At 42.5% G+C, this 21,570-nt stretch carries 27 protein-coding genes and 1 pseudogene; 9 read left to right on the top strand and 19 right to left on the bottom strand.

The genetic code is table 11. The features are described from left to right. Positions 1-109: 109 nt before the first annotated feature. The 14 genes and pseudogenes from istB to CEQ75_RS02630 all read right to left on the bottom strand — a co-directional run bounded on the left by istB (position 110) and on the right by CEQ75_RS02630 (position 11,586). On the bottom strand, positions 110-889 hold the full coding sequence (gene istB / locus CEQ75_RS02695; RefSeq protein WP_089608935.1) for an IS21-like element helper ATPase IstB: 780 nt from the start codon (positions 887-889) through the stop codon (positions 110-112). Next, on the bottom strand, positions 886-2,475 hold the full coding sequence (gene istA, locus CEQ75_RS02690) for an IS21 family transposase (RefSeq protein WP_089608934.1): 1,590 nt from the start codon (positions 2,473-2,475) through the stop codon (positions 886-888). The genes istB and istA overlap by 4 nt, the downstream gene beginning before the upstream one ends. 102 nt (positions 2,476-2,577) lie before the next feature. Beyond that, positions 2,578-2,907 (bottom strand): annotated as a pseudogene (locus CEQ75_RS02685) (PcfB family protein); the annotation flags it as partial. A gap of 132 nt (positions 2,908-3,039) precedes the next feature. Then, the gene (locus CEQ75_RS02680; protein WP_089608970.1) at positions 3,040-3,972 is read right to left on the bottom strand and encodes a toll/interleukin-1 receptor domain-containing protein; all 933 of its coding nucleotides are present in this window, start codon (positions 3,970-3,972) and stop codon (positions 3,040-3,042) included. A gap of 60 nt (positions 3,973-4,032) precedes the next feature. Beyond that, positions 4,033-4,263: a helix-turn-helix domain-containing protein gene (locus tag CEQ75_RS02675; protein WP_084234500.1), complete on the bottom strand. Its 231-nt coding sequence runs from the start codon at positions 4,261-4,263 to the stop codon at positions 4,033-4,035. A gap of 159 nt (positions 4,264-4,422) precedes the next feature. Further along, the gene (locus CEQ75_RS02670; RefSeq protein WP_089608969.1) at positions 4,423-4,827 is read right to left on the bottom strand and encodes a DUF3846 domain-containing protein; all 405 of its coding nucleotides are present in this window, start codon (positions 4,825-4,827) and stop codon (positions 4,423-4,425) included. Between the two features lie 88 nt (positions 4,828-4,915). Beyond that, on the bottom strand, positions 4,916-5,269 hold the full coding sequence (locus tag CEQ75_RS02665) for a DUF7768 domain-containing protein (protein ID WP_084234502.1): 354 nt from the start codon (positions 5,267-5,269) through the stop codon (positions 4,916-4,918). A gap of 122 nt (positions 5,270-5,391) precedes the next feature. Continuing rightward, positions 5,392-6,327 carry a DUF6017 domain-containing protein gene (locus CEQ75_RS02660; RefSeq protein ID WP_089608968.1) on the bottom strand — a complete coding sequence of 312 codons (936 nt, stop codon included), beginning with the start codon at positions 6,325-6,327 and terminating at the stop codon, positions 5,392-5,394. A 66-nt stretch (positions 6,328-6,393) separates the two neighbouring features. Beyond that, positions 6,394-7,332, bottom strand: a complete 939-nt coding sequence (locus tag CEQ75_RS02655) for a ParB/RepB/Spo0J family partition protein (protein ID WP_089608967.1) — start codon at positions 7,330-7,332, stop codon at positions 6,394-6,396. Further along, entirely contained in the window at positions 7,289-8,110 is an 822-nt protein-coding gene (locus tag CEQ75_RS02650; RefSeq protein ID WP_089608966.1) for a ParA family protein, read from the bottom strand. The genes CEQ75_RS02655 and CEQ75_RS02650 overlap by 44 nt, the downstream gene beginning before the upstream one ends. Continuing rightward, positions 8,095-8,436: a hypothetical protein gene (locus CEQ75_RS02645; protein WP_089608965.1), complete on the bottom strand. Its 342-nt coding sequence runs from the start codon at positions 8,434-8,436 to the stop codon at positions 8,095-8,097. The genes CEQ75_RS02650 and CEQ75_RS02645 overlap by 16 nt, the downstream gene beginning before the upstream one ends. Before the next feature lie 84 nt (positions 8,437-8,520). Continuing rightward, positions 8,521-9,069 carry a helix-turn-helix domain-containing protein gene (locus tag CEQ75_RS02640; RefSeq protein ID WP_089608964.1) on the bottom strand — a complete coding sequence of 183 codons (549 nt, stop codon included), beginning with the start codon at positions 9,067-9,069 and terminating at the stop codon, positions 8,521-8,523. 894 nt (positions 9,070-9,963) lie between these two features. Further along, on the bottom strand, positions 9,964-11,175 hold the full coding sequence (locus tag CEQ75_RS02635) for an ATP-binding protein (protein WP_089608963.1): 1,212 nt from the start codon (positions 11,173-11,175) through the stop codon (positions 9,964-9,966). 180 nt (positions 11,176-11,355) lie between these two features. Beyond that, positions 11,356-11,586, bottom strand: a complete 231-nt coding sequence (locus CEQ75_RS02630; RefSeq protein ID WP_257914337.1) for a helix-turn-helix domain-containing protein — start codon at positions 11,584-11,586, stop codon at positions 11,356-11,358. A gap of 351 nt (positions 11,587-11,937) precedes the next feature. Here CEQ75_RS02630 and CEQ75_RS02625 point away from each other — a divergent pair, with 351 nt between their 5' ends. Genes CEQ75_RS02625 through CEQ75_RS02615 form a run of 3 tightly spaced genes read left to right on the top strand, consistent with a single transcriptional unit; the run spans position 11,938 to position 13,576 of the window. Further along, the gene (locus CEQ75_RS02625) at positions 11,938-12,891 is read left to right on the top strand and encodes an EamA family transporter (protein ID WP_089608962.1); all 954 of its coding nucleotides are present in this window, start codon (positions 11,938-11,940) and stop codon (positions 12,889-12,891) included. Between the two features lie 27 nt (positions 12,892-12,918). Then, complete coding sequence (locus CEQ75_RS02620) at positions 12,919-13,302, top strand: (deoxy)nucleoside triphosphate pyrophosphohydrolase (protein WP_089608961.1); 384 nt, start codon at positions 12,919-12,921, stop codon at positions 13,300-13,302. Between the two features lie 46 nt (positions 13,303-13,348). Then, positions 13,349-13,576 (top strand): hypothetical protein, encoded by a 228-nt coding sequence (locus CEQ75_RS02615; protein ID WP_089608960.1) that lies wholly within the window; start codon positions 13,349-13,351, stop codon positions 13,574-13,576. A gap of 7 nt (positions 13,577-13,583) precedes the next feature. Here CEQ75_RS02615 and CEQ75_RS02610 read toward each other — a convergent pair whose 3' ends face one another. The 3 genes from CEQ75_RS02610 to CEQ75_RS18570 form a co-directional block, all read right to left on the bottom strand. After that, positions 13,584-13,907 (bottom strand): DMT family transporter, encoded by a 324-nt coding sequence (locus tag CEQ75_RS02610; protein WP_089608959.1) that lies wholly within the window; start codon positions 13,905-13,907, stop codon positions 13,584-13,586. Between the two features lie 101 nt (positions 13,908-14,008). Then, a complete protein-coding gene (locus CEQ75_RS02605) occupies positions 14,009-14,842 on the bottom strand; it encodes a deoxyribonuclease IV (protein WP_089608958.1) in 834 nt (277 codons plus the stop codon). 99 nt (positions 14,843-14,941) lie between these two features. Further along, entirely contained in the window at positions 14,942-15,112 is a 171-nt protein-coding gene (locus CEQ75_RS18570) for a rubredoxin-like domain-containing protein (protein WP_198306615.1), read from the bottom strand. A 154-nt stretch (positions 15,113-15,266) separates the two neighbouring features. Between CEQ75_RS18570 and CEQ75_RS02600 the strand changes: the two genes are divergently transcribed. Then, positions 15,267-15,734, top strand: a complete 468-nt coding sequence (locus tag CEQ75_RS02600; RefSeq protein ID WP_157677293.1) for a ferritin-like domain-containing protein — start codon at positions 15,267-15,269, stop codon at positions 15,732-15,734. Positions 15,735-15,787: 53 nt separating this feature from the next. Here the strand turns inward: CEQ75_RS02600 and CEQ75_RS02595 are convergent, their stop codons facing one another. Further along, complete coding sequence (locus CEQ75_RS02595; protein WP_089608956.1) at positions 15,788-16,378, bottom strand: flavodoxin family protein; 591 nt, start codon at positions 16,376-16,378, stop codon at positions 15,788-15,790. 713 nt (positions 16,379-17,091) lie between these two features. Here CEQ75_RS02595 and CEQ75_RS02590 point away from each other — a divergent pair. Then, a complete protein-coding gene (locus tag CEQ75_RS02590) occupies positions 17,092-18,324 on the top strand; it encodes an IS110 family RNA-guided transposase (RefSeq protein WP_089608955.1) in 1,233 nt (410 codons plus the stop codon). Between the two features lie 767 nt (positions 18,325-19,091). After that, positions 19,092-19,409 (top strand): hypothetical protein, encoded by a 318-nt coding sequence (locus CEQ75_RS02585; RefSeq protein ID WP_157677291.1) that lies wholly within the window; start codon positions 19,092-19,094, stop codon positions 19,407-19,409. Between the two features lie 528 nt (positions 19,410-19,937). Here the strand turns inward: CEQ75_RS02585 and CEQ75_RS02575 are convergent. After that, on the bottom strand, positions 19,938-20,471 hold the full coding sequence (locus CEQ75_RS02575) for an HD domain-containing protein (RefSeq protein ID WP_089608952.1): 534 nt from the start codon (positions 20,469-20,471) through the stop codon (positions 19,938-19,940). A 206-nt stretch (positions 20,472-20,677) separates the two neighbouring features. Here CEQ75_RS02575 and CEQ75_RS02570 point away from each other — a divergent pair, with 206 nt between their 5' ends. From CEQ75_RS02570 to CEQ75_RS02560, 3 genes are all read left to right on the top strand, one after another. Beyond that, positions 20,678-21,088 carry a metal-dependent transcriptional regulator gene (locus CEQ75_RS02570; protein WP_089608951.1) on the top strand — a complete coding sequence of 137 codons (411 nt, stop codon included), beginning with the start codon at positions 20,678-20,680 and terminating at the stop codon, positions 21,086-21,088. A gap of 68 nt (positions 21,089-21,156) precedes the next feature. Next, positions 21,157-21,339 (top strand): FeoB-associated Cys-rich membrane protein, encoded by a 183-nt coding sequence (locus tag CEQ75_RS02565; protein WP_089608950.1) that lies wholly within the window; start codon positions 21,157-21,159, stop codon positions 21,337-21,339. Then, the gene (locus tag CEQ75_RS02560) at positions 21,336-21,569 is read left to right on the top strand and encodes a FeoA family protein (RefSeq protein WP_089608949.1); all 234 of its coding nucleotides are present in this window, start codon (positions 21,336-21,338) and stop codon (positions 21,567-21,569) included. Before CEQ75_RS02565 ends, CEQ75_RS02560 begins: the two co-directional genes overlap by 4 nt. The last annotated feature ends 1 nt before the right edge of the window (position 21,570 follow it).

Here is a 21,570-nt window from a genome sequence, read left to right as displayed (position 1 = left end):
AAAGAGCATTGTTTCACGATGAATGCTAACGCGCTATCGCTTGTTACACCCTGTATAAATGTTTATCAAAAACATGATAAACCTTTATACAGGGTTATTGTTTTTTTCTTCATGCCAGTTGCTGTTGTTGTAACCACTCCTTCGTTTCTTTCATGCGGTACGAGTTTCCATTCATGTTGACGATGTATGACTGATGCGTCAACCGGTCAATCATGGCCGCCGTCATCACGGGATCCTGAAAAATTTCACCCCATCGTTCGAAGGATAAGTTGGTTGTGATGATTGTCGATTTGCGACCAGCCCTCAGCGACAAATGGGTAAACAATAATTCAGATCCTTCCTTATCAAAAGATATATAACCCATTTCATCGGCAATAACCAAATCATATTTTTCAAAGCGGTTCTGGAAGGCTCGAAGAGTTTGCTCTGCTCGGCATTCTTTAATCCGGTTAATGAGGAGGGGAACAGTTGTAAACCATACTTTATATCCCTCCAGGCAGGCCTTTAAGCCTAGCCCAATACTCACATGCGTCTTGCCTGTTCCCGGGTTCCCCGCCAGAATAATGTTGCGCCCCTCCTGAATAAACTCTAATGTTTTCAGCTGCTTTAACTTCTTTTGGGCATCATCTGGCAAATCCGCGATGACCAAATCTTCAAGGTACTTTTTATGTGTAAATTCAGCCAGACGAATGCGATTATGCCGCGAGGCTTCCCGACGAGCATCACATTCCTTCTCCAGTAACTGCGCCAGAAATGCTTCATAACTGGCATCCTGCTGCGTTGACTCCCGAACTTGCTCATCCAAATGCTTACGAATCATAGGGAGTCTCAGTTCTTTGCTATATTCCAATATCGCTTCCTTAAACGCCTTGCGCGGCGCGTTACTCATGCAACGTCCTCCTTTGCTTTTGGTGTATGGGTATCAAACATGTCATCGTACATGCGAAGCTGCTGTGCTGACCGCTCTACAATCTCTTTTCCCGTTTTCGAGAGATTTGGTTGAACAACAGGCATCGCGTCACGATTCCTAGCACAAAGCACTTTAATTTTATCCGTAGTCACTTGAGCCGGATGAATTTTCTCCAGCTCCCGAATAGCTTGCTCGACTTCCGCAAATGGGACATCGTCTCGAATATATTGCAATAGCTGTATAAATTCCTTGTCTTGTTTGGTATAATATGTTTCGTATATTTCTTTTATCCTTTTAGGAGCCTGCTGCCATGCCGCACTACCGGCAAATGCACCAGGTTTTTTCCTTAGCGTATCCAAATAATGATTCAGATCAAGCCGCCACTCGTGGTTGCCGGTTAATCGCACATGCTCCGCTACCAAGGATTCCTGATGGAAGCATCGCACCCGGGTCGCATATGCTTTAATCATGATCGATTCACCTACCAAATGATCCGGTACTGAGTAACGATTCTGATCAACGATGATGGTGGAATATTTGTTCACCCGTCCATAAATCACGCGAGCTGCATCAAATGGTGGAAGGGTGGGCAGCAATGCGGGGCGCTCTTCTTCCAATCGTTCCTCCGCCGTCTGGCCGTTGTACTCATCATGGGACTTACGATTACGCTTAGTGCACACATCCTGCAAATATTGATTTGCCTCCTCCAGGGATTCAAATTCGTCCCGAAAAGCGAAGGCTTTTCGGCGAACGACCTCGACGCTTCGCTCCACATGACCTTTTTCGTTGCCCTTGCGAATATTGCAAAACCGATACTGAAAACCATAGTAGAGCGACAATTGAAGCAATCCTTGCGTCGGCTCCTTCTCCGTTCCAATAAACCTTTTCACCGCGACTTTCATGTTATCGTACACCATGGTACGATACACTTGGCCGATATGCTGGAAAAACAGGGCGTGTGCTTCCTGAAAACACTCTGTTGTTTGTTTGGTGAACAGATAAGCAAAGCGATAGTTCCCGTAAGCCGTTGTGAATACGGCCATCTGAAAAACTTGAAATTTTCCATTAATTTTTAGTTTAACCTCACCCCAATCAAATTCGCAAATGTCTCCAAGTTCATACAGAGCCTTAATAAACGCTTCCTTTGGTTTCCGTTCCAAGCTTCTAATGGTTCGAAGAACGGTACTGTAACTTAGTTGAGTACCCTCGGCTTCCAGTGCTTCAAAGATATCAATGGCTTTTTTTTGCTGCTTGTGCCGCCCCTGATTTCGCTTAGTTTCATTCTCGTCAAGATAGAACTGGATCCTGTTCACAACCTCGTCAGTCATTTTTCTTTTGGGTCGAATGCCCACAGTATACTTGGGGGCAGAAGTGAGGGTGTCGACTAGTGCCTGGATATCTGCCGACCCGCTCGACAATAATTGCTGTCTCCCTTCCTCATATTGTCCAATGTACTTTCCTACGGTGTCCCGATTGATCCCTGTTATTTTCGCAATTTCCCGGCGCGATTTCCCTTCATGAATATGCATCATTAAAATTTGTTGCTTGATGTTCATTGTGATCATCTCTCCCAGCCCCTACCTGTTGAATTTCCTCTCAAGTAGGTTAATCTATTGTGGCCGGTTTTTCAATGACTACGGTGGCCTACTATTAGATTACCATAGACAGGCATCAGCGTCCCGGGCCTTGAAGAAGACCAGATATTTGGGTTTCTCTCCGGTGGTGTCCTTCTTGAGGGCATAGTCCACGCCGTATTTTCTAGCGACCTGCTCAAAGGACTTGATGTTTTTATCCGTGATCTCAATGTTGGAGACTCCGGCATTCTGACCGATGAGCTCCTTAACGGTCTGCTTGCCATGGGGAATCTGCGGCGGACTGTCCCGACTCTTCTTCATCTCAGCCAATAGCTTGATGAGTGCAGTCTTCAGAACACGTCCGGTCATTCGGGTGGTACTGACGGCCAGGGCGACGGTCCTGTTTTCCACTTCTTCCTGCATGAAAAATTCCTCCTTCAAAAAATTTTGTTGCGATGATTAAAAAGAAAAAAGACCGATTTTTCAATCGGTCCAAGAATCAATACTTTTCAAAACTGCATTTGGAAATTTAGTATTTAAAGCAACTGCATGTTATCAAAATTCGATGTCTTTAATTACATCATTTATTTTTTGGCTTTGAGTTTTTTCAAATTCTTCTTGTCTCTTACGGCGGCGCTCTTCCTCAGCTAAAATTAGTTTTTCCTTTTTATTTGCTTCTTCGACACAAAGCAATAGAGTTTTTCGATGATAATCTCTTACCTCTTCAATTGTGGTGCCATCTAAATAAACAGTATCTCCAAACACAGATGCGATTTTGGGTCTATGCATCGAAGTGAAGCTGGGAGGCATGTTCCAAGTAGCAACGAAAATTTTCTTCCATATGTCGCTTGGTTTCTTTGATAACTTAAATGGAATTTTATAGAGTGCAGAACCTCTGGTTCCATCATTTTTTGGAACTGTAACCTCATCTGTAATGATTCCGAGGATTTTTATATCCTCAGAACTGTCAAACCCTTGGGAAACGGGTTTGCTACTATTAGGAATATATGCTGGTTTAGTTCCCATTGGAGGCTTTGAGCGATTTCCATAAAGTGTCGTAATCAAGTCCTTATAATTATGATCATCGTTGAAATTTCGATCTCCAGTTAAATCAATTGCCAACTTTCCTTCGAGGCATTTTGGCATAGATGTAAAAGGAGTACCTTCACGTATTACTGGAATAAATTTTCTCTCATTTCTAGATGAGAGTAATTCGCCTGAGATAATATGACCTTCATAGCCTACGCCACCAGCTCGTTGATCTGATTTTATTTTATATTTTGGCGTACAGATAATTAATACATGGTTGGATTCCGCAATACGCTGCTCCATAAAGTGAGGAAGGCGGTCACCTAAAGTCAAGTCATACTGATCTAGTGAAGCATCAACTCCATCCTGAATGAGTTTATCAGTTAATGATTTTACCCATTGCTTATGCTCTTCACTATCCCAAGAATATGAAATAAAAACCTTAATGTTTTCCGCCATGTTGACCGCCACCTCATTTATATTAATTTATGATTCGACATCCAAACAAACGAATATCATCTAAAGACGTTCATTTGGACCGCCTGATTCAACTGAGACAAAATCAAGAATTTCGTCAACACCAACTTGGAGTGCATTGCATATTTTTTCGATACTCTCCATAGAAACATACTCGTTCTTCTTAAGTCTGGTGATGATATTTGCGCTGAATCCAGCTTTGTTCATTAGCTCAGAACTAGACATTCTCCGATCGATAAGCAGTTTGAACAATTTGTTGTAAATTACAGGCATTTCATTCCTCCAACTAACTTTACTGGTAAAATTGTATCACGATATCGTGACTATTTCTACATAAACGTTCAACACTTGATAGTCCAAATAGAACTTATACCTCCTTACAACCAGTCCTTGAAGCTTCACAATCTGGAATAAACCAATGGAATAATGAGCTTAAAGCTCAGGCTCGATAGATTTCTGTTTCGGTTTGGCCATATGCAGCTCGTCCTTGGGTTTGATGGGGATAGCGACGATGCGGCTGCCCATCTTCATGAAGATCTCAGGATCTGCAAATTTCTCCCGATACTTTTCTGCCAGCTCTGGTGTGAGGGAATCGAAATCCTCTTCGCCCAGACCGCAGACGATAAAGGTTCCTGCGATGATGTCGTAGTCCTCAAGCTTTCGGTTAAGGGGGAGGCCGATGAGCTTGCCTTCTTCATGACAGACAATGGCAACCGGGTCATCATAGGGATAGACGGCTTCGATGTAACCGCCGACAACCTGCTGCAGAGAGTTCAAGTCACCGGTGATATTGGCCATTCGCGGCGCCTTTTCAGGTTCAACAATCAATACGTCCATAGATTTCTTCTCCTTTTCTGTTTTTGAAATTGCACGAAACATTCCTTTTTCCCAATGTTACGCGCAAAATCAGGAATGTATTTTTCTGTTATCTGGCAGGGTTTTTCTGACCATGGCTCTTAACGGTCAGGATGCCGCTTAAGGTTGTTGCCGGGATGCGATAACGTTCAGCAATGGCAATGTCATTCTTAACAGCTTCGTCGATCCGAGAGCCGCAAACTACGAGGACGTTGGAGCGTCTGAGGTAATCAAGCTCGATATCCTGTCTGTCCTTATGCTCCTGGGGGATGCCGTCATCAATGAAGGTTGAAAGCATTAGAATCGGACAGATGGGATTGTAACCAGCGTCGTATACTTTCCGGCTGTATTTGGCGGCGATCTCCATATTTTCAGTTGGATCAACGCCCCAGGAAGCCGTGATATAGGCGAGAGGTCTTTTCATTTTGAGTAACTCCTTTCAGAAAAGATGAACATTTGATTCAGGTTCTTATGGCCGGATGAAACTTTGGGATTTGATTATCGTGCTAATTTGATTTACAAAACTTGCATGGGAATCAAACCTTCTTACTTGCTGGGCTTAATAAGGCTCCCAAGATCCTCATAAAAGCGGGAACCTGCCCCGTAAAGATCATGTTTCACCAGTGCGGTGTAATAGCTGTCGATGGTAGATGGGGCATTGAAAAGTGTTGTGAGCAGATATTTCTTGATGTTCCGGATGAAGGTGGTGTTTTTATCGAGGCACTCAAAGACATATTCGATGTGGGTGCTGTCGATGCGCTGCAGCCGTTCTTGGACCAGTGATGCCGGATAATCATCCCCGGCAACGGTGATGTATTCTCGCTTGGAACAGAGGGTCTCCACCATCAGGTCCACGATTTCATCCAGACGATCCTTGTCATAACGCTGAACAATAAACTTGTATTCGATTTTCTCCTGGATGGCCTCCTTGATGGAATGAGCATCCAATCTCATCTCATCTTTCTCGATCTTGGCTTCTCTTGATGGATCAGGGATTGATGGATGTTTACTTAATCCCTTAGTCATTAATGAATCTGTATTTGTTTTCTTAGTATTTAATTGCGTTGGATTTCCCAACGTAGGTTTCTCCAACACTGGATTATCCAAGATTGGATTTTCCAACATAGGTTTATCCAATACAGGATTACCCGACAGTGGTTCTTTGATTTCTGAAGGATCTACTACCAGATGAGGCTTTTCATAAATCGTGTAGTCCGTACCCTTAAGGTGACCAAACTCATTTCTTTCCCTTGTCCTAACGATGTATCCTGCTCGTTCCAGTTCACGGACCGCTTCCCGAATGGCATCGATGCTCTCCCGGTTGATCATGGAAAGCCCCTTGAGGGTGTAATCCCAGTCTTCCGGGAGTGACAGCATCTGAGATAGAAGACCTTTGGACTTAAGCGACAGATCCTTGTTTTTCAGATGATGATTCGCCATAACGGTGTAATCCCTTGTTTTCTCAACTCGAAATACAGCCATCTGCATCCCTCCCTTCGACCGGTTGAATAAAAAAAGCGCTTCGTATTGAAGCACTTCGGAGGGGAATTACCGTTCCTGTGATTGCTGACGCTTCCGCGACCAGCCTTCCAGCAGTTTGATGATGGTTTCCTCCATCTGCTGGGGTGTATAGGATTTTGGAAAATACTTTTTGAGCTTCTCACCGGTGAGCGTCACCTTGTCCAGTTCACCTTTTTTGTCCTCCGACATGATTGCGGTCATAACATCAAAGGTCAGCTTGCCGTCTTGGCTGTACTTTTTCAAACGCTGAGCCTGTGACAGGGAAGGTGTAGCCTGCTCCATGTCCATGGCTTCCATCAGCTGGACCTGTTCATGGGGCATGAGATAGGAAAGTTCAACCGCTGGATTGAAGGCGATTTTTTTAGCATCGACCATATCGAGCAGCTCAGGGACTAGTTCTGTCAGGCGGATAAAGCGTTGGACTTGCTTATAGCTTTCGCCGGTTTGATCACCAATAATTTCAGTGGAACGCTTGCCTGAATAAGTAGGGACAACTTGTCCCACATTTTCTTTTGGCGGTCGACCAAGCTGCCTATCAAGAGCTTCCAGCTTCAATTTATAAGCGAAGGCGCGTTCACTAGGCAGGATATTCTCACGTTGAATATTGCTGTCAACCATGATGATGGTGGCAGCATCATCGTCGAGATTGCGGACGATGCAAGGAAGAGTTTCCTTACCGGCCAACTCACTGGCACGCTTGCGACGGTGGCCGGAGATCAACTCATATCCACCTTCTTCACGGGGACGGGCGATGACCGGTACCAGGACGCCGTGCTTGGTGATGCTCTCAGCGGTCTCCAGCATTGATTCGTCATCTGTCACCTTGAAGGGGTGATTCTTGAATGGATGCAGCTGTGTAAGAGGAATGTCGATGACCTTTTCCTGTGTGGCTTCGATCCTTGCTTCTTCAGTCTGAAAGATCTCATCGTATGAGGTCAGATTTAGATTTCTGCCGCTGGGTTTCAAGCTTCATCACCTCCTTCGTCAGATTTCTGTAGGCTTCTGCTACTTTACCCTTGGGATCATGGGCAAAGATGCTTTTCCCATAGGAAGCAGTTTCTGCCGCCCTCACGGAGTGGGGGATGGACGAGTCGAACACCTTCAGCTTGGTTCCATAGGTCTCCCGCAAAAGGCTACTTATTTCCCTGGCGTCATTGGTCCGGTTATCAACCATAGTCAGCAGAATGCCATCGATCTTCAGTTTGGGATTGATTTGCTTGCGGACTTTATTGACGGTTTGAAGCAGCAGCTCCAGCCCTTTTGCGGACAAATACTGGGCCTGGACAGGAATGAGGACACTGTCTGCAGCAGCCAGAGTATTGACCGTCAGCATGCCAAGAGAAGGCATACAGTCAAGCAGGATGTAGTCGTAGCCAGATTTGATTCCGTCAAGATACTCTTTCAGGATCTTTTCCCGACTCATCACATTGACCAACGAGACCTCAAGTCCAGACAATTCAATGTTGGCGGGCATCAGATCCACACCTTCAGGATGATGCAGGATGCCTTCCTGGGGAGAAAGCGCGGTTTCATTCATGGTCTTACCTAGAACAGAGGACAGTGACACTGGTAGTTGATCCGGCTGAGAGTTACCCAAGCTGATCGTCAGGCTGCCCTGGGGATCGCAATCCACAAGCAAAACCTTCTTGCCTTCGGAGGCCAATCCAATGCCCAGATTGGTGCAGGTGGTGGTCTTGCCGACTCCGCCCTTCTGATTGGCGATGGCAATCACATTGCAGGGCAAGAGAAATCACCTCCGACCCGATCAAAAACTCCTGTCAGGAATGAAGTCAGGAAGCAACTGTAGAAAATGCTTAGCCTCTGCTCCATGACAATGTGGCAGTCGATTTCTTCAGGCATCTGCATGCCCATGATCTCGTACATTATTCCGAGAAAAACAGCGAATTGCTCATCATCCGTGATGGAATGCATGTAGAACAGGGTATCGACGAATTCGCCCAGGCTATCCAGATCATCGAAGGATTCAGATACAACTTCGGCAAAGGCTTCGCCTTGCTGCTCCGCCAATTGGCAGACTTGCTTGTAACGTTGATTAAAGGTTTCTTTCATGGCGACCTCCTTAAATTTTGGCAAAATAAAACCGCCACGTTTTGTGACGGTCCTATCTTAGTTGATGATTCAATTCCATATTTCCTAGTCGATCTTCGATTTCAAACCCTGAAAGAATGGGCTTAACATGAATTCGAGTAGGCATGGTTTTGGTATCAGATATTTGTTTCCCATATTGAAGCATTGAACTTGCTTCTTGGTGCACCACTTGGCAACTGAGTTTCTATGGTAACCAGTGATCTCGGATGCTTCGATGACGTTTAGAACATCCGGGTAATAGGCCATCCGATGAGAATAGAACTTTGTAAGCTGATTCCTCTCTTCCTCCGTCAACACTCTTGGTTCACGTTTATGACCCTTGTAGGTAGAACCTCGTTTATACCATCCGAGTGGTGCCGTATAGTTTTCAGGAGAAACATCTCGAGCCTCGAGATATACAATGACATCAGTTAGCTTGAGTTTGTATTTTCTGGTTTTTTTACCGCTGTTGACGCAGGGGACCAGTCCGTTGTCTAATAAGTGCTTCGCGGTCTTTTTACTGATATTGCAGATCCGATAGAATTGGTCTTTGGTAATAACCGCTGGATACTCATTGATCAAGTAATCGTATTTACTGCTATTTTTCTTCTTCATAGAATCACCTTTTCCTTAATTGGATTGTCAACGGCAGGTGATCCTGAAGCTCTATATAAAACAGTTAGAAAAGCCTTTTGTTCTCTCCTAAATCTCTCTTGTTCTCTCCAATTTCTCTCCTTTTTCCAAAAAAACAGCCAAAATCGGAGTTGATTCGAACTATTGATTTTTCAAGGCCTTTCAGTATTCGGGTCCAGAAAACGCTGAAATTAGTGGGTTTGTAGATACTTCCATGTGCTTTTATCTTCTTCTAATTTCCACCATAGTGTGCATAAGACAAACGACTCGAAATCAGGTTGTCGGGCAACCGGCACGTGAGTTCGAATCTCACCGCCTCCGCCATGAGCCTGTTTGCGGTCAATGTCCGCAGCAGGCTCTTCCTTTTTCCCGGCTTTCTACGCCCTCTTTTGAGGGCTTTTTTGATGCTTTTGTAGAAATCCTTCGTGCCCTAGTTGCCACAGCTTTTGAAAGGACCGCGAGGGCGCTCGTCCGGCAGGATTTTACCGACTGACACAGAATCTGAGTCATAGTAGGCTGGTTTCCTGTTTTTCTTGTAGTGCACTAACATGGACTTCTCCTTTCTGAGGAAATAAAAAAAGCCGGAGAATTGAAGTGCATTTTCGCATTACGATTCTTCGGCTTTCTATTTGGTTTTAAGATTAGTTTATAAAATGAAATATAAAGCATTTACCGTCTGACGCTTACCGTATTGTTACTCCCACCCTTAAATTCTTGATTATTTTTTTCCAGCTCAGCAAATGTGACAGGCCGGAAATGGTTAATACCAACCCCGGCATCAAGGCGTTTGGCGTTGATTTAAATTATCAGTCACCCTCTCAGTCACCCTGTTATAATAAGCATGTATGATTCCATCTTCTGGCACTGTGAATTTGATTAATATTCTTCGCTCAATAGGAAATCCGCAATGTGCATAGTTTTAATGCCCTGATAATTCCCCCCAGCGAATTCGTCTGCCAGCAGGACATATTTGGGGTAATTGTCTGCGATGCCCAGAAGCCTGCCGTATTCCCGCTGCTGGGTTTCTTCACGCTCGATCCGCTCGGCAATCTGGATATACAGCTTGTTTTCTTGCTTTGTAGCGACAAAATCAATCACGGTGTTGTCGAGCTTGCCGATGTTGACATCATAGCCGCGCCGTAAAAGATCAAGGTATATAAGGTTCTCCAGCATGGCCGCCACGCTGTCAGGTGTATAGCCGAGGACACTGAAACGGAATGCGGGATCGGCTAAAAAGAATTTTTCCTGGGTTTTCAGTATTTCCTTGCCCTGAATATCAAAGCGGGAACAGCGGTGCAGAATAAAAGCGCTCTCCAGCTTGCTTAAATAATTGTAGACTGTTTCATTGTCGATTGAGCGATGCTCATTTTTCAGATACTTGGCGATGGATGCGGCTGAAAATGTCCGACCCACATTGTCAAAAGCAAACCTGACAATGCGCTCTAACTGGTCTACCTTGCGTATTTGATTACGTTTTACAATATCTGTGAATATGGTTGAGTTGTAAATATCCTTCACAATCGTATAAGCTTCATCCAGCGTGTATTCCTGTAAATGGACAGCAGGAAAGCCGCCCAGCCGGAGATACCGTGCAAGCTCCAATCGAATGTCGCCCACAGAAGTATATTTCTTACGGAAGGACAAGTATTCCGCAAAGGAAAGTGGGAAAACACGGATAGAAATATAGCGGCCTGTCAGGTAAGTGGATATTTCAGAGGACATCATGCGTGAGTTAGAGCCGGTCACATAAATGTCCACATCGAAATCCGTCATAAAGGAATTGACGGCTTTCTCCCATGACTTTACTTCTTGGATTTCATCTAAAAAAAGATAAGTTTTTCCGTCCTTTGAAAGTTGTCCCTTCACCGTATCGTACAAGAGCTTTGCTGTTTTGATGTCCTCATGCTGTAAGGAATCGAAGTTATATGCCAATATCCTTTCCTCTGGGACACCGCGCCCTCGCAGTTCATCCGCAATCATTTTCAATATTGTAGATTTGCCGCAGCGACGGACGCCGGAAAGTATTTTGACAAAGGGCGTATCCACATAGGGCATAATCTTTTCAATATACATCGGTCTTAGAATCATGTTTATCACCTCTCTTACTGATAGTATATCGCAAAACTGATATAAAATACACATATTTTGAGGTTATAAACATAAAAGTATTTAATAAAGTATACTTTTGCGGAAACATATTCGCCTGCCAAAAGTCGAACAGCTATGTAAGAGCACAGATATCTTAGTTCTTTCTTACTAAGATACGGTTTAGGCTTGTTTCTCTTGAAATTTTCGTATCAGACTCATGTGTTTATTTGATTTCTGAGTTATGCGGTAAGCTTTGGTTGCCATGTATTCGATCAGGCAGTCCTTTGGTATCAAGTATTTGTTGTAGTACCACACTCCAAAAAATTTTTCTTTGGAGATCCATTCTGATATTGTGGTTTGGCAATAGCCCGTCAATTCCACAGCATCACTTACAGATAGTGCATCCGGGATAAACGTTTGAGCTGGAATAATTTATAAAGCACGCCATCCCATAGGTCAAAGCGCATGCGTGTGCATTTCTGTAATCTCAGTATCTCAATCATCATGCATTTATAGAGGTGTTCACCTGACAAACGGAAACAAGGCTGCCGGGGGCATTTTGTATCAAACCCATGTTCCCCGCCATGAGCCTGTTTGCGGTCAATATCTGCAGCAGGCTTTTCCTTTTCCTCGAGAAGTAATTATATATCCTTTAATATTATTCCGATTATTGGTATACTGTAGTGGAAAGAATGGTATCGTATGCTGTTCTTTCGTCTGAATAGCTGAATAATATCAAATGAAGGGATATGAGTTCATCCTGTGAAAGCTCGCGATATAGCACTTGCCGCCGTCGTTATAGTATTATGGGGCATTAATTTTACCGTGATCAAATTGGGAGTTAACGAAATACCGCCAATGTTATTGGTGGCGTTACGCTTCATCTTTGCGGCCTTTCCTGCAATTATTTTTGTAAAGCGTCCGGCCGTCGGTTGGAAATATATTATCGCTTATGGACTGGCTGTGGGAGTAGGACAATTCTCCTTTTTATTCTATGCAATTCATATAGGAATGCCGGCTGGTGTTGCATCTGTGGTATTGCAATCTCAAGCCTTTTTTACAATTTTGTTTGCTGGGATATGGTTTAAGGAGCGAATCAGAATAGGTCAAATTGTCGGTCTTATTTTGGCCGGGATGGGGCTTCTTTTCATCAGTGGGAATATTGGCAACCAACAGGCTTCAACTATACCGGTGGGACCATTTCTATTAACTTTAGTAGCGGCGTTTTTTTGGGGGCTTTCCAATATTGTCGTAAGACAGGCGTCTAATGAAGCAGCTGCACAGGGAACTAAGCTGAATATGTTTAGTATGGTTGTGTGGTCAAGCCTTTTTCCGCCGCTTCCAATGCTGATTGCTTCTTTAATCTTGGAAAAACCGGATCTGATTTGGCATGCTCTTAGAGAAATTAATGCCTTTTCAATCTTTTCTATATTGTATCTTGCAATTTTTTCTACACTGATAGGCTATGGCATCTGGAGTACACTGCTCTCGAAGTATCCGGCTCAGAAGATTGCTCCATTGTCACTTCTCGTCCCAGTTGTAGGTCTTATTACGGCGCAAGTGTTTCTTGGGGAAGAGCTTACTGTAGTGCAGTGGGCGGGTGGAGTGATAATTATCGCGGGGTTGTTGATATCTAACTTCTCATCCTTGCTAGGAAAAAGTGTTTCAGATGACAGAGGCAAGATTTCTCCGGGACTGGAAAAGGATGCAAATTAATAAAACAAATAGATTGGTGGTAGGAAGTTGACGGAAGTGGTTGCCGCCCTGATATGGGACAATGATAAATTCTTGATCTGCCAGCGGCCGGCACACAAGGATCGCCCCCTGCTGTGGGAATTTGTCGGCGGTAAGGTAGAACCTAACGAAACAAAAGAACAGGCTCTTATGCGTGAATGTCAGGAGGAGCTGGCCGTTACCTTGTCTGTTGGCGATGTATTTATGGATGTGGTGCATGAATACCCTGATATTACAGTGCATCTGACTCTTTTTAACGCAAGGATTGCAGAGGGAATAATACAAAAGTTGGAGCACCGGGATATTCGATGGATTTCTGTAAAAGAAGTATCCGAGTACGATTTCTGCCCGGCGGATGTGGAGATCTTAAGGAAATTGACGGAAAATAAGTAGTAACACATTGACCAACCCCCTAGGTAATTCCATCACCGGGGGATCGGTGTATTACGGTGATGATATCCCCGCACTGAAAGGAGCTTACATTTACGGCGATTTTGGCACCGGTATGATTTGGGCCCTGTGGCTTGATGATAATTTGAGCACAGAAAACAAGCTGCTTTTAGATAGCGATCTGCGGATTTCCTCCTTTGGCATTGATCAGAATAACGAATTATATGCGGTCGATTATCAAGGTAAAATTTATAAATTGACCCAGAAGACTGAGTAAATGGACTTTAATGGGATGTTCCATAGACATTTAATAATATGACTCCGGCTATCACCAGAACGACACCAATTATCCCCAGAAAATTAATCGTTTCCTTAAAAATACCGATGGAAATAAAGACAGAGGCGATAATCCCAATCGCGGACCATGTTGCATAAGCAACACTTAAATTGATTGAGAGCAGCGCTTTGGAAAAAAGAAAAAAGCAAAGACCATAGGCGATGAGACAGCCCAGGGATGGAAGAAGTTTGGTAAAACCTGCGGCATATTTCAGCAGGAATGTACCCAATAATTCTAAAGAAATGGCAAGGAATAAATAAACATAACCCATTCGATTACTCCTCCTGTATTTGTCCAGCATGAAAAACAAGTAAATAAATCATGTAGAATGGATTCAGTAAAAAGAAATTATTTGGAGGTTTTTCACGTACTTTATTTCAAATAGGCTTTACGCAATAAGCCGATTTCTTCTGTATACCCGGAAAGTTCATTAGGTGTTTCCAGAAAAAAAGGCAGATGATGCAGCTTTGGGTGATTGATCACAGCGGTGATTGTTTTTAAACCCAGGGTTCCTTGTCCAATTTTTTGATGCCGGTCTTTGCGGCTGGCCGGATCATTCATGCTGTCATTTAAATGGATGGCATAGAGCTTGTCCAAACCGATGATTTGATGGAATTCTTCAATAACACCATCCAGATTGTTGATAATATCATATCCGGCATCGCTGATATGGCAGGTATCCAGGCAAACTCCCATTTTATCCTTTAAGATTACGCCATCTAAAATCTCCTTTAATTCTTCAAAAGAACGACCGATCTCCGTGCCCTTCCCGGCCATGGTTTCCAGCAGGACAATGGTTGTTTGCGACCGCTTGAGAATTTTATTTAGCATTTCAATAATTAGCCGGATCCCGGCTTCGGTTCCTTGTCCCACATGATTACCGGGATGAAAGTTATAAAGATTGCCGGGCAGATATTCCATCCGCGCCAGATCATCCGCCATGGTTTCCCAGGCGAATTCACGAGTTCTCTCTACTGCTGCGGCCGGGTTCATCGTATAAGGTGCATGGGCTAAGATAGGGCCAAATTGATGTTCTTTCATCAGCGCTAAAAGTGCCTTTGCATCCATGGGATCAACTTTCTTACCTTTACTTCCTCTAGGATTGCGGGTAAAAAATTGAAAGGTGTTGGCGCCAATTTTTAAGGCATCCTTCCCCATGGCCTCAAAACCTTTGGCAGAGGATAAATGACAACCGATCAAGAACATAATGGAACCTACCTCCTTGTAAAATAAAAATAGCTTTTAAGAAAAACCGGATCCAGAGATCCGGTTTTTGAGATCAAATAAGGGCCTTTTTTATTATAATTAGTCACGATTCTTATAGATATCTGTGTTAATATTATCATCAAATCCACACTCCGGAGTGTAGCAGGTAGCATCGACGAAGGTACAGGCATTGCCGCAAGAGGGGCATCTCTCTGGGGGTGTTTCCGTTTCAATGGTGTATTTACACATGGTACACATCATTTTAGTCATGACCGATCCTCCTTAAATTTTTTCATCTTTCCTGATAATCTTACTATATATCATATCCAAGAAAATAGTCAATGTAGGAGTGGATAAAAACTGAAAAATATATTAATATTAGAAGAAATACTTGGTATTTATCAAGATGAAGGGGGAGATGGTGTTGTTACCTGCATTTAATGGTATGGATGTAATTACATTTGCTGTGGAAATTGAGAAAAACGGACGGGAGTTTTACGGTGCTGTGGCCGGGAAAACCCAGGATCCGGAGGTCAAGGATATTTTTCTAAAGCTCAAAGGTCAAGAGGAACAGCATATTAAGGATTTTGAACAATTATTGGAGAAAACCACCGATCATCAGGCTCAAGAAACTTATGATGGGGAATATCTGGAATATGTGAAGGCCTTGGTAGATAATCATGTTTTTAATCCCGGTGCAGATATTAATGAACTGGCGGAAAGGGTGAAGACCAAAGAGGAAGCGATTGATTTGGCCCTCCGCTTTGAAAAGGATTCCATTATATTTTTTGCGGAGTTAAAAAATGTTATCGCTCTTCAAAGCAAAGAAATTATCGAGGAATTAATTAATCAAGAACGGGGCCATATCCGGCTCCTTTCCCAGCTAAAATAACAAAGTTAAGAAACAAAACCCTCCTCTATGGAGGGTTTTTGTTTCTTTTTTAATTATACCTGTTTCTGAAAAAATTGATTTAAAGCCAAGGTCAATTGTTCTTTGACATCAGGTTTTTCTGCAATGGATCCTTTTTCATCAATTTCCGGGAAAAACAGTCCTCCCTCATATTTGGTTTCAATGGTGGAGGCGAATACTTTTAAGGATTTTTCAGCGCAAATAAAGGTATCTGATAGATTGGTTGCTCCACAGAGCAGGGCAAATAAACCTCTCTTTCTCCTGAAAGCTTCATCCGGGATAACTTTTTCATTAAGGACATAATGGGCTGCCCAATAGCATTGGGTGCGGTCAATCAAAGCCTTGGGAAGAGCGCCTAAGGCTTGGAAGAATATCGGGGCCGCAAAAATAATCTTTTCACTGCCGGTGATTTTCGGATACATTGGGATCATTTCATCCTTGACATGACATCGGCCGTCTTGATTACATGCTCCACAGGCAATACAGGAAGAAAACCGATAGTCCCTTAGATAAATGATCTCGGTTTCATAATTGTTTTGTTGGGCGATGTCTGCTGACCATTGACCCAAGAAGTCGGTATTGCCATTTTTCCGGGGACTGGAGGCGATAATCAGAACTTTTTTCATGATGCAACTCCTCGTATAATAGTATTAGATCCACCGGATAGCATAATTTCCAGTTGAAGAATAGCGATCCGGGGAACCGGTTCCCAGTTTTGAAGAATCTCTTCATTCGCAAACTTGTAGTCCATGTTTAATCTGTAAGGCGCGCGATTATAGATTGTGGTCAAATCATTTTGTTGTTTGATTTGTTTCTTCAAAACTAGATGGTAAAACTTTTTAATTGAATATAGAGCACTTTTGGAAATCAGTAATCCTGGTTACTATGGCGTTTAAATATAATACGCTCAGGGTATATGACCCATAACAGGATGCTTGAATTCCTTAGTGATTGGAAACCAGCCAGCCAGAGTAGAAATACTAGCTGTTGCTTGGCTGGTTTTTTGTTGCCTTTTTGTTCTCTTTTTGCTGTCTTTTTTATTGCTTTATTCTGTCTTGTTTCTTGGACCTGCTCATGGGACAATGGGATCGACAGGTACTTTTCGGGAGATTTCTGTCACTCCTTGCGGATCCTGCTGGATACTGCTTTATAAAGCCTGCCACCCGTGGTCCATCATCGAGTATCTAACCGCTAGTTGCACCGGGTCAGGAATTCGGGGGTAGCACCCAAGCTGTCGTTTTCCTGTTCATGAGTTCTGATGACGAGGCTGCTTTAGATGGTTCCCATGGGCACCCAGGTCTGAGAAGTATTTGATTATTTATCGAAGGGAGGTGTGGATATGGCAAATCTTATGGTAGGAATTGACGTGAGCCTCCGCTCTCATTCTGTGCAGTTCATGAATGATTCCGGTGATGCTCTTGCTTCCTTTTCTATTCCCAACGATTTAAACGGGGCTGAAACTTTATTGCAACGTATCCTTCAATCTGCTGTCAAATATCAGACTAGTCTTGTTCGTGTTGGTATGGAGGCTACTTCTAATTTGGGCTGGCATTTAGCCCATTTTCTCAATGCCGGGCTCCACGAAGTTACTGATTTTCAGTCTCAGGTTTTTGTACTTAATGCAAGAAAGGTAGCTCGTTTCAAGAAAGGATATGATTGTCTTCCTAAAAATGACCGTATTGATGCCTGGGTGATTGCGGACCAACTTAGATTTGGCCGTCTTCCTCATGAATTGACTTCGTGCATTCAATATGAAGCTCTTCAGCGACTTACACGAACCCGCTTTCATCTGATGCAAAGTATCGCCCGAGACAAAACCTACTTTCTCAATCAGGTCTTCCTTAAATTCAGTGGTCTGCGCCAGGACAACCCTTTTTCCAATATGTTTGGGGCTACCTGCCTGGCAGTTTTGCAAGAACTTGAGCCTGAACAGATTGTTTCCATGTCCATTACTGAATTGGTGGATTTTCTAAAGGAAAAAGGGAAAAACCGTTTTGATAACCCTGAAGAGTTAGCTTTATTCTTACAAAAACTGGCTCGCTCTTCATATCGCCTTGATAAGGCCATGGCTGATCCTGTTAATCTTTCTTTATCGGTCATGCTTACTGTAATTCAGACCATGGAAAAAGAAGTCACTAAGATCGATAAAGAAATTGGAAAGATCATGAAATCTGTCCCTGAAACTTTGTCTTCAGTCAAAGGCATTGGTCCTGTATTTGCTGCCGGTATTATTGCTGAAATTGGTGATATTAATCGCTTTGACAATCATAATGCCCTGGCTAAGTATACAGGCCTTGTTTGGTCCCAATATCAATCCGGAGAATTTGAAAGCGATGAAACTAAGCGATTACGTACCGGCAACAAGTATCTGCGTTACTATTTGGTACAAGCTGCCAACCTTGTTCGTCGCTATGATAGTGATTACGCCGCCTTTTATGCTAAAAAGTATTCTGAAGCTTTGAAACATCAGCACAAACGTGCTCTCGTCTTAACTGCCCGAAAATTGGTACGGTTGGTCTTTATGCTACTAAAGACCAACAAACTGTACACACCACCAGAAAGGAGAGATTAACTCTTTTTCCTAACTGGGTCTTCTTATATCCTTTCACCGTCTTACATTTATTGGTATTTGGTGCGAGGTTTATTTGGGTTACCCTTTTTTAGCAGAACTTTTCATGTTCCCTTATTTTTTTTCCAATTTCTCATTTTTTTAATGTTGACATTTTACCGCTAGGCTTTTACAGTGCTTGATATCAAAAACATAACAGATTTGTCGGCCATTGACAACCAAAAATCTATCATCAGGCTAATTTCTTTTTGACAAAATGGAGATAAATGTCGAAATAGCCGGGCAATATAAGAAAAAGGAAAGGTCTGCTCTGACTTTTTGCCATGATGATTAAATTCATGGCTCTAGTTTTATTAAACAAATCAAAAAAATGAATCATGAAGCGAAAATTCAATCATTACTTGACGGTAAGCAATTGTTTTAATTGATGCTCAATGGGAGAACCTGTTTATGAAGCAATACTATTCATACTGATGAAACCTTGCAGCAACGGTTCATATTAGGAAAGGCAAAAACCCTTGATTTTATTGGGATTGGGCCATAACTTCTATAAAAAACACATCTAAAAGGGGTGTGTTTTTATTCGTATTTGGTGAATGACCACGAAAGGTTCTTTTTCCGGACGACAATCTTTACTGGGATTCCCTCCTTGATTTTGGTAAATTATGAGCAAGGAAAAGGCCTGGGGAAAAATCAAGAACCGCAAACAGGATCTCGTAGCAGGGTTTAATGATGAAAGAGGGAAAGGGAAAATTGAGGGGGGAAATAAAATGGAACATCAGATGAATAATAAAATCAAACAGATGAAAGAGTTCTTTTTCCAATGGGTAACAGTCATTTTTGTGAGAGCCTTCTTCTTAGGGAGAAAAACGGCATTGGTAATCTTCGGTAAGTTTTTTGGGTTACCCATACCATTAACATTAATAGAATTAAAGGATAGCATGGCGAAAATTTCTGCCTTCAAAGAAGAAAAGCTCCATCAAGCACAGGCAGTTTTTGAAGTTACCGTGGGGGGATCAATTCGGATCTTATACATAGGGAGGGGGCCCCCGTCCGGGTTATGGTCGATACGTTTCACCGTGTGGTAAGTAATGGCAAAGTAAATTGAAGAATTTTTGACATGGAGCATTCAAGGCTGACATTCTAAGTAATGCAGGGGTTTAATGTTTTCCATCATCACAATAACAGATTCATGTCCTGACGGAAAGAAAAAAGGGTGCATTTCGGGCAGGGCTGCTGGATCTGCTAAAAACCCAGGCCTGGTTGAGATAAAAGAGTTAAGTCTATGTTTTGGGAGGGGTAGGATGGGTAAGCGTATTGATCAAAAAGAAGGGTTAGAATAAAAATTTGCCGGCATGTTTAACATTAAATGCTTTTAAGAAGCACTTTGCCCGGTCTGATGATAAAAAGGGGAAGGTTTTCCTGCAAAATATAACAAAAACATAGACAGGCAAAGCATGCGGCGGTGGCAGCAGGAGTTCCGTTGTTCAGGTTAAAAGGTGATTCAATTCACGATAAACGGTGCTTAACCGGCAAAAGAATAACGGATCATCATAAATTTCCGAAACAATTAAATAAAGTAAAAAGAGGTTTGGGTACGGTCACCAAACCTCTTTTTAATGATTTTGCAACATCGCAAAGGAGGATATTTTTTTAAGGGTACTGCCCAATTTTGTCTTTCTGTAACTAAAAGCAAAGGAAGTAAATTTAATCCAAAATTCATTACAGGCACAATATTTATCGACAAAGGAAACAATAGCGGATTCCCAATATCTGGGGAAGCCAATGGCTTTGGGCCACATATGCTTTAGAATAATATCACATTCAACTTTATTAAGCTCAAAACATTGATGGGAGTTTGCCAAAGCAACCTTCGGATGATTCAAACCGTGATTTTTTTTGTGGGGTTGTTTTTTGTACTCACGCCAATCATATAAGAAAAAATCGTGTAATAGGCCGCCTCTGGCTCCGGAGACATAATCTAAATTCAATTTTTTACAAATCAAATAAGATAGATAAGAAACAGTGAGGGCATGTTCCATGATAGAAGTATGATGATGATTATAATTAATTAGCTGAGAAAAGGTTTCATTAGTTAAAATATCTTCTACTAATAACCAATAATCCTGATCATGTGGTTTTAATTCCATAGGACACTCCTTTACATCAAAACAATCACATTAACAAAAGTACCATAAAACAGCTTGTCAGGTCAAGACCTAAAGAGAAAAATTGGATTGAAAAATATTCCATCAGATTTCCTGCCTTTGATTATGGATGATCTAAGAAAACTATCTCTTGACAGTTTATCATAATGAGGGTAAGATAAAAGAAAAAGTTAGGACTGTCTAACAAAATGAAAGTTAATAAGATTGAAATTAGGATTTCCAATTCCCTGGAGGATTATTTAGAAGCCATTCTGATTATTTCTGAAGAGAATAATCTTGTCCGGATTACAGATTTAGCCAGGTTTATGAAAATCTCTAAGCCCAGTGCCAGTGAAGCAGTAAAATCTTTAGTAGATATAGGGTTTTTACGGCATGAAAAATATGGTCCGGTAGAATTGACTGAAGAGGGTAGGATGCGGGCTGCGGAAGTACGTAAACGCCATCGTTTGCTGAAAAAATTTCTAACAGAGGTTTTGGAAGTGCCCCCAGCTATCGCTGATCAGGATGCCTGCCTCATGGAACATGCGATCAGCGCGGATACAATCTCTCAATTGCTGAAGTTTTTGGAGTCCCAGGTTGCCTTAAATGAAAGTGAATAATAATGCTAATTTTTTTAAAATAAAAAAATTAGGCACACCTAACAAAATTAAGGAGGTGGGCAGGTCAAATGGAGTTATTATTGATTCTGTTAATTTGTGCTGTAGCACTCTTCTATATGATACGTCATCTGATCCAGCATTTTGAAAAACGCTCTTCTTGTTGTCAAGGATGCCACAATTGCCCGTCAAAAAAAGAGACTTGCGAACAAATTGAGAAAATAGACATCGATGAAGGGAATGGAGAAAAATGAGTAAAATAACTTTAAAGGATTTGGCACCGGGGAAAAAAGGCAAGGTATCCCGGGTTAAGGGAAGCGGTGCAATCAGACGAAGATTGGTAGAAATGGGTGTATCCCCAGGATGTGAGGTGACTGTGGAAAGATATGCGCCTCTGGGGGATCCGGTGGAAATAAAGCTGAGAGGTGCGCATATTTCATTAAGAAAAACCGAGGCTGAAATGGTAGAGCTTGAGGAGGAATAGA

The sequence above is a fragment of the Dehalobacterium formicoaceticum genome, assembly GCF_002224645.1.
In the GTDB taxonomy this organism is placed as follows: domain Bacteria; phylum Bacillota; class Dehalobacteriia; order Dehalobacteriales; family Dehalobacteriaceae; genus Dehalobacterium; species Dehalobacterium formicoaceticum.
This window is presented reverse-complemented; position numbering and strand designations above follow the sequence as displayed.

Excerpts from the sequence above, each read along its gene's own strand:
- istB (WP_089608935.1), bottom strand. The coding sequence starts at position 889 with ATGAGTAACGCGCCGCGCAAGGCGTTTAAGGAAGCGATATTGGAATAT.
- istA (WP_089608934.1), bottom strand. The coding sequence starts at position 2,475 with ATGATCACAATGAACATCAAGCAACAAATTTTAATGATGCATATTCAT.
- CEQ75_RS02680 (WP_089608970.1), bottom strand. The coding sequence starts at position 3,972 with ATGGCGGAAAACATTAAGGTTTTTATTTCATATTCTTGGGATAGTGAA.
- CEQ75_RS02675 (WP_084234500.1), bottom strand. The coding sequence starts at position 4,263 with ATGCCTGTAATTTACAACAAATTGTTCAAACTGCTTATCGATCGGAGA.
- CEQ75_RS02670 (WP_089608969.1), bottom strand. The coding sequence starts at position 4,827 with ATGGACGTATTGATTGTTGAACCTGAAAAGGCGCCGCGAATGGCCAAT.
- CEQ75_RS02665 (WP_084234502.1), bottom strand. The coding sequence starts at position 5,269 with ATGAAAAGACCTCTCGCCTATATCACGGCTTCCTGGGGCGTTGATCCA.
- CEQ75_RS02660 (WP_089608968.1), bottom strand. The coding sequence starts at position 6,327 with ATGGCTGTATTTCGAGTTGAGAAAACAAGGGATTACACCGTTATGGCG.
- CEQ75_RS02645 (WP_089608965.1), bottom strand. The coding sequence starts at position 8,436 with ATGAAAGAAACCTTTAATCAACGTTACAAGCAAGTCTGCCAATTGGCG.
- CEQ75_RS02640 (WP_089608964.1), bottom strand. The coding sequence starts at position 9,069 with ATGAAGAAGAAAAATAGCAGTAAATACGATTACTTGATCAATGAGTAT.
- CEQ75_RS02635 (WP_089608963.1), bottom strand. The coding sequence starts at position 11,175 with ATGATTCTAAGACCGATGTATATTGAAAAGATTATGCCCTATGTGGAT.
- CEQ75_RS02610 (WP_089608959.1), bottom strand. The coding sequence starts at position 13,907 with ATGGGTTATGTTTATTTATTCCTTGCCATTTCTTTAGAATTATTGGGT.
- CEQ75_RS02605 (WP_089608958.1), bottom strand. The coding sequence starts at position 14,842 with ATGTTCTTGATCGGTTGTCATTTATCCTCTGCCAAAGGTTTTGAGGCC.
- CEQ75_RS18570 (WP_198306615.1), bottom strand. The coding sequence starts at position 15,112 with ATGACTAAAATGATGTGTACCATGTGTAAATACACCATTGAAACGGAA.
- CEQ75_RS02595 (WP_089608956.1), bottom strand. The coding sequence starts at position 16,378 with ATGAAAAAAGTTCTGATTATCGCCTCCAGTCCCCGGAAAAATGGCAAT.
- CEQ75_RS02590 (WP_089608955.1), top strand. The coding sequence starts at position 17,092 with ATGGCAAATCTTATGGTAGGAATTGACGTGAGCCTCCGCTCTCATTCT.
- CEQ75_RS02585 (WP_157677291.1), top strand. The coding sequence starts at position 19,092 with ATGGAACATCAGATGAATAATAAAATCAAACAGATGAAAGAGTTCTTT.
- CEQ75_RS02575 (WP_089608952.1), bottom strand. The coding sequence starts at position 20,471 with ATGGAATTAAAACCACATGATCAGGATTATTGGTTATTAGTAGAAGAT.
- CEQ75_RS02570 (WP_089608951.1), top strand. The coding sequence starts at position 20,678 with ATGAAAGTTAATAAGATTGAAATTAGGATTTCCAATTCCCTGGAGGAT.
- CEQ75_RS02565 (WP_089608950.1), top strand. The coding sequence starts at position 21,157 with ATGGAGTTATTATTGATTCTGTTAATTTGTGCTGTAGCACTCTTCTAT.
- CEQ75_RS02560 (WP_089608949.1), top strand. The coding sequence starts at position 21,336 with ATGAGTAAAATAACTTTAAAGGATTTGGCACCGGGGAAAAAAGGCAAG.